This is a genomic window from Occallatibacter sp., assembly GCF_049510455.1.
In the GTDB taxonomy this organism is placed as follows: Bacteria; Acidobacteriota; Terriglobia; order Terriglobales; family Acidobacteriaceae; genus Telmatobacter.
Genome location: NZ_JBEKYX010000051.1, coordinates 23,614 through 30,398 on the forward strand (window position 1 = coordinate 23,614; position 6,785 = coordinate 30,398).

A 6,785-nucleotide genomic window follows, 5' to 3' on the forward strand; every position below is an offset into this window, starting at 1 on the left:
TCTGCTTGGGTATAGTTGTCAAACGAGAATTTTATCGGTCGTCCTGAAACTATTTCCATTTAGAAATTGGAAAGCTGTATCCAAAATAGACGTCTACTCCGGGATGATGGTTTACTGGTCGGACCACTTGCTGGAAAAATAAGACCGCCAATATCCACCGGCTCCCCTCAAAAGACAACAAAGCGCGCCCCGAAAGGCGCGCTCTACTCATTGGAAAGAAAACGGAAACCTACACCTCAATATCGACCCTGACGCCTTCCAGATCGGTAGCCGTCTCTGCAGTACCGTACACAAGCTCCGTCGTCCGCACCGCCGCGCTGATTGAAGCCTGCATCCGCTCAACAGTCGCCGCAGTCTCCGGCTTCGCTCCTGAAATGTCGAGCGTCACCTTCGCAAGCCGCCGAGTCTGGCTCACCTTCGACGTGGTCCGCAGCCCGCGCACCGCCCGCAGAATCGCAGACAGCACTTCCATCTCCGGCACCGTCACATTCCACTCAGCATTCGCCTGCGGCCACGCCGACTTATGCAGCGAAGCAGCCCGCTCATGCGCCTTGTAGAACTGCTGATACAGATACTCCGTCACAAACGGCAGAAACGGCGCATACAGTCCCAGCACAATCCGCAAGCTTTCAAACAGCGTCGTGCGCGCAGAGGCCCGTGTCTGCTCCGCATAGTTATCCGGCGTCCAGAATCGATCCTTGATCAGCTCCAGATAGTCATCGCAAAACACGCTCCAGAAGAAGCGATCCGTCTCCTCGCGCGCCTCATGATAGCTATAGCCTTCAAACGCCTTCTTCGCCGCAGGCAACACCTTGTTCAGCTCAGCCAGCAGCCACCGATCCTCCGGCGTCCGCTCCGCAAACGGCACATAATCCTTCACCGGATCGTAAGCGCCCATCTGCAGGTCCGCAAACCGCGCCGCATTCCACAACTTCACCACCAGCTTGCGGCCAATCTGCACATCCTTCTCGTTGTAGCGCAGATCGTGCCCCAGCGAGCCACCCGAAGCCCAGTACCGCAACGAGTCCGCGCCGAACTTCTGAATCACAGCATACGGATCGTAGCGGTTATACCCATTCGCATCCGTGTACTGCTCCAGGTCGCGCTTGGAAATCTTCTTGCCGTTCTCGTTCAGCCCCCAGCCTGAGATCATCACACTCTCCCACGGCAAACTGTTCGTATGCAGATGGCTCTTCACCACCGTGTAAAACAGCCACGTGCGGATAATCTCAAAGGCCTGCACGCGCACCGTCATCGGATACACGCTCGCATCGCCAATTCGCCCCGGCGTTCCCGCCCAGTTTGAATTGATCAGCGGCGAAACCGACGAAGTCATCCATGTATCCAGCACATCCGCATCCGGCGTAAACTCACTCGCTCCACACTTCGGACACGCACTCACAGGCGGCTTCGACTCAACAGGATCAACAGGCAGCGCCATCTCATCAGCGAGAATTACCTCACCACATGAAGCGCAGAACCACACCGGCACCGGCACGCCATAAAAGCGCTGCCGCGAAATATTCCAGTCGTACTTGAGGCCCTTGATCCAGTCCTCCAGCCGAATCTGCATCCACTCAGGAAACCACTTCAGCTCCTTCGCGCGCTCCAGCAGCTCATCCTTCATGTCCATCACGCGGATAAACCACTGCGGAGCCATCACAAACTCAACCGGCGCATCTGAGCGATCGGAAACGCTTACCACCTGGTCCACAGCCTTCGAACCCGTCAGCGCACCAGCTTCCGTCAGCGCCGCCACAATCTTGCCGCGGGCCTCATCCGTCTTCAGCCCTGCAAACTCGCCCGCCAAATCCGTAAGCCGCCCGTTGTTGCTCACCACAATGCGCAGTTGAAGCCCATCGCGCTTCCAGCGGCGAACGTCTTCGCTATCGCCAAAGGTACAAACCATCATCAGGCCCGTGCCAAACGCCAGGTCCACATCGTCATCCGCCAGCACCGGCACAGTCTGCCCAAAGAGCGGCACCGTCGCTGTCTGCCCAATCAGATGCGTATAGCGTTCATCCTTGCTGTTGCAGTAAAGCGCCACGCAGGCAGGCAGCAGCTCCGGCCGCGTCGTCGAAATCGTCAGCGGCGAGCCATCCGCACCTGTAAAGACAATGTCATGCAGCTTGCCCTTGCGCTCAATCGTTTCCAGATCGGCCTGCGCCAGCGAAGTCTCCAGAATCGGATCCCACAGCACCGGCTCATGCGATCGATAAATTCGCCCCAGCTTGAACAGTTCAATAAACGATTTCTGGCTAGTCCTCTGGCAATGATCGTCAATCGTCGAGTAACGCAGATTCCAGTCCACGCTCAGCCCCAGCGCGCGCCACAGCTTCTCGTATTCCTTCGCGCCCTCAGTCGTCGTCTGCAGGCACAGCGCGCGAAACTCACTCCGCGTCGTCTTCGACTTATTGATCTTGAAGGTCTTCTCGACATACCGCTCCGTGGGCAGCCCATTATCGTCAAAGCCCATCGGATAAAAAATCTTCCGCCCGTTCATGCGGTGATAGCGCACAATAAACTCAGCCTGCGCATAGCTCATCGCATGGCCCACATGCAGGTGCGAAGCGGAAACATACGGCGGCGGCGTATCAATCGAAAACACCTCGCCAGCCTCATTCGGGTCATACAGATAAATGCCCAGCTCATCCCACAGCCGCTGGCAATAGGCTTCCACTTCGGCTGTATCAATCTCTTTCGGGAGCCGGCTCTCAAGTTCAACTTGCATATCTTTTAGGTTCGCTTCCCTGCCCCGTCCAGATTCAGCCGTTTTCAGTCATTACCCGGCAATTGCACGGGAAAAACAGCGATACAGGGCCAAGAAGTCCATTATAAAGGACGGCCCAATTCCCAAAGCTTTGAAAGGACGCGTCTTCAGCCGTGCCGATAAGCAGCCAACACCGACGGGCTTCAACCCCGCGGAAGCTTTTGTTGAAAGTTCCTATCGGAGAGGCCGGGACAGTTCCCGCCCCCATTTGTCTACCTCGGTCCCACAGGCTCCGCAAGTAGAGCCTCCCCATAACGCTTGTCGAGTATTCTTCGGCGTACGAATCTTGGGAAGTTGCAAGTTGCACCTGGGACAACGTACCGGATCGATATTAATTCCCCAGCGATTTCTTAGAAGAGTGCCAATGACAACCAGGATCACGCCCACGCCAAGTAGTCCCATGATCGCCAGAAATATCATCAGCATGATTTTTCCTCAGCTATCGAATCCGCTTTTCGTCGCGAATCACGGCTTCTCAGACACCGGCTTCGCATCCGACATAGCCGACACAACAACACTCTCAATCGGCCTCTTAGCCGCCACCAGCTTCAACCCCAGCGAAGCCAACGCCGCATTCGCACTAGCCAAATCCTTCGGAGCCACCTTCAACATCCCCATCACCACACCATCCAGCCCCGTCTCATTCACCACCGGAACCTCCAGCGCACTTTCCAGCCCATCCGCCACCTGGTTTGGCGTAGCGTTAATGCACTGCAGCACCTGAGTCTTACGACTGTAGAACGCAACTCCGCCCTGCGCGCCATGCGTCACATGCCCCGCAGCCTCCGCGCTTGCCGTCAGCACATACGCATCCTTCACCGCCGTGTGGTGCTCAATGTGCAAACGCGCCCCCGAAGCAATCGCCAACTCAATCGCAGCGGCAAGCTTGTCCGGCGAAACATTCGGCGCCTGCACATGCAGGTTATAAATCGCCTTAGGAACGTCGCCGCCAACCGTAATCCGCGTCGCCGGAATACCCGCGCCAAAACTCAACAATGTATCCGGCGAAGCATTCGTAATATCCATCAGGCCCGGCCCGCGCATCATCACATGCGTTTTCGATTCCTTGCCCTCTTGCGCCGGCTCACCCGCCGTCAGGCTGATCTGGAACAACGCATCCGTTGACCCGCCCGGCACCTTGGCCTGCTCGTCAAAAGCCTGCGCCGTAGCCTGGCTCGCCTGCGCCTTCACCGCCGCGCTCGCCTCAACCGCCTTCAGTGGATCGCCATTCGCCAGCGCCAGCAAACTTGCACTGCTAAGCTGCTCGGGACCCAGCGTCGTGCTCGCCACGCGCCCATCCGGCCCAATCACCACCGTAGCCGGACGTGCACTCACACCATATCTGTCAAACACCTTCCCCGACGCATCCAGGCCAATCCACCCACTGATCGGCTTCTTCTTCAAAAACGCCTGCACCACCGCCGGATCTTCGTCATCCACCGAAATAACCTGCACCTTCGCAGGATCGACCGAAGCATTCAGCGCATTCAGCACCGGAATCTCCCCAATGCAGGGCGCGCACCACGTAGCCCAGAATTCCAGCACCACCACCTTGCCGCGCAGCGCAGCCCAATCCGCCTTTGTTCCAGCAGCCGCCTGCATCACTTGCGTCAATGAAAGCTCAGGAGCAGCCGAGCCCACCGCAGGCAGATTGGTATTCACCGCTGGCATCTGCGAAAAAGCCACACCCGCACACGCAACCGTCAGCGCAATCCAGGAGAGACACCTGTACACACGTTTCCTATGCAATGCTTTGCTCCTTCATCTGGGCTAATGAATGTATTTCATAGACGAAATCAGGAGTAAATGTTTTTCCTCTTCATGCGCGCCTTACTGGCAAATTGCCATCTCATGCGCTCCGCATCCACACAAAGCTCGCGAGACAGCTACGGCTTCACAAACACCGGCTTCACATCCGGCGCACCCGGAATCCGGAAATTCACAACCGTATACGTCACCGGCGCACCCGAATCATTCCTCGCCGCATGCGGCACATTCGAAGCCAGGTACACCACCGATCCCGCTCCAACTTTCTTCCACTCGCCATTGATCAGCACCGTAGCCTGACCCTCTTTGATAATCAGCATCTCCTCATTCGGATGCTTATGCGGCTGATGCGACCACGCGCCAGGATTCAGCGTCGTCACATGCACATCCAGATCCGCCAGCGTCGCCGTCGGCCCTTTGAAGAACGTCCGCAGCGTGCCCACATTCGTCGTCTTCGCCGGAACGCTGCTCCAGTCAATCGCCCACGACTTCCCTACTGCCTCAGCCTGCTGCGCCAGCGCAAGACCACCTGCTGTCAGGGCCGCCGTCAAAGCCGCCGCAACCAACGCCACCAGACCATCTCTACGTGTAAACATCAAGCCTCCAAAAATGCTTCTGGATCAACGCAACCAATCTACGCTACGGTAGTAAGAGCCGTCACCACTCCCCCTCCGCGCTGAAGGCGCTATCGCCTGGACGGCCAGTCCTTTATCCTGACTTCACCGATGAACAACCGTGCCGTCCTCGCATTCCTCGCCGCCATCGCAGTCACCTCCGCAACCGCCCAGCAGCCTCTCGACTACAAAGGCGAACAGCCCACCCGCGCGCAGCACGGCATGGTCGTCAGCGTGCATCATCTCGCCTCTGACGCAGGCGTCCAAATTCTGCAGGACGGCGGCAACGCCGTCGATGCCGCCGTTGCCACAGGCTTCGCGCTCGCCGTCACCCATCCCGCCGCAGGTAACCTCGGCGGCGGCGGCTTCCTGCTCCTTCGCAGGCGCAACGGCAAAGCCACCTTCATCGACTACCGCGAAAAGGCCCCGCTCGCCGCCACCGAAACCATGTACCAGGACGCACAAGGGAACATCATTCCCGGTGCCAGCGTCACAGGCTACAAGGCCATCGCCACACCCGGCTCCGTCGCCGGCCTGGTCTATGCGGAAAAGAAATACGGCAAGCTCGGCCTCAAAAAAGTCATGGCTCCCGCCATCAAGCTCGCCTCAGAAGGCTTCCTGCTCACCTCAGAAGAAGCGCACGAGCTAGCCACGCCCGGTCTCGCCGACTTCGCCGACTCCAAACGTATCTTCCAGCGCGACGGAAACCTCTACAAAGACGGCGACGTATTCCAGCAGCCCGATCTCGCCCGCACACTCCAGCGCATCGCCGACAACCCCAAAGACTTCTACCACGGCAAAATCGCCCACCAGTTAGTCGATGAAGTAAAGAAAGGCGGCGGCCTGCTCACGCTTCAGGATCTCGCCCAATATAAAGTCGCCGAGCGCAAACCCATCGTCGGCAAATTCCACAACTACACGGTCATCTCCTCGCCACCACCATCCTCCGGCGGCATCGTGCTCGTCACCACGCTCAACATCCTCTCCGGCTATGACCTCGCCAAGCTCGGCGACCGCTCACCCGCCTCCATCCACCTCATCACCGAAGCCTATCGCCGCGCCTTCATGGACCGCACCGAACCTAGTGCCAAGCTAGTCCGCCCCGCGGAATTCCTACCGCCCGCACCCACCAACGCCGGCTCACGCCATGAGTCCAACAACACCACGCACTACTCCGTCGTCGATAAAGACGGCAACGCCGTCTCCGTCACCACCACGCTCAATAACGGCTTCGGCTCCGACGTCACCGCAGGCTCACTCGGCTTCCTGCTCAACGATGAAATGGACGACTTCGCCTCAAAGAGGAACACGCCGAATATGTTCGGCCTCATCCAGGGCCCGGCCAACGCCATCGCCCCCGGCAAGCGCCCGCTCTCCGCCATGACGCCGACGATAGTGCTAGAAGACAACAAGCTCCGCTACGTCCTCGGCTCACCCGGCGGCCCGCGCATCATCACCACCGTAGCCAACATCCTGCTCTCCGCCACAGAAGGCGGCCTCAACATTCAGGAAGCCGTAGACGCCCCGCGCTTCCACCACCAGTACCTTCCCGACAAGCTCTACATGGAACCCGGCTTCGCACCCGAAACCGTCGATGCACTCAAAGCAATGGGCTACGACGTCTCAGTCAGCAA

Annotated in this window: 4 protein-coding genes; 1 reads left to right on the plus strand and 3 read right to left on the minus strand. The window is 58.4% G+C overall.

Annotation, left to right across the window (positions count from 1 at the left end):
• Positions 1 to 229: 229 nt before the first annotated feature.
• From ABSG47_RS11060 to ABSG47_RS11070, 3 genes are all read right to left on the minus strand, one after another.
• Complete coding sequence (locus ABSG47_RS11060; RefSeq protein ID WP_424169743.1) at positions 230 to 2,731, minus strand: valine--tRNA ligase; 2,502 nt, start codon at positions 2,729 to 2,731, stop codon at positions 230 to 232.
• Between the two features lie 504 nt (positions 2,732 to 3,235).
• Positions 3,236 to 4,504, minus strand: a complete 1,269-nt coding sequence (locus ABSG47_RS11065; RefSeq protein WP_424169744.1) for a redoxin domain-containing protein — start codon at positions 4,502 to 4,504, stop codon at positions 3,236 to 3,238.
• 152 nt (positions 4,505 to 4,656) lie between these two features.
• Positions 4,657 to 5,133, minus strand: a complete 477-nt coding sequence (locus tag ABSG47_RS11070) for a cupin domain-containing protein (protein WP_424169745.1) — start codon at positions 5,131 to 5,133, stop codon at positions 4,657 to 4,659.
• A gap of 129 nt (positions 5,134 to 5,262) precedes the next feature.
• On the opposite strand from ABSG47_RS11070, the gene ABSG47_RS11075 reads away from it, so the two are divergent.
• Positions 5,263 to 6,785 (plus strand): gamma-glutamyltransferase family protein (locus ABSG47_RS11075; RefSeq protein WP_424169746.1); only part of this gene is annotated, 1,523 nt, incomplete at its 3' end.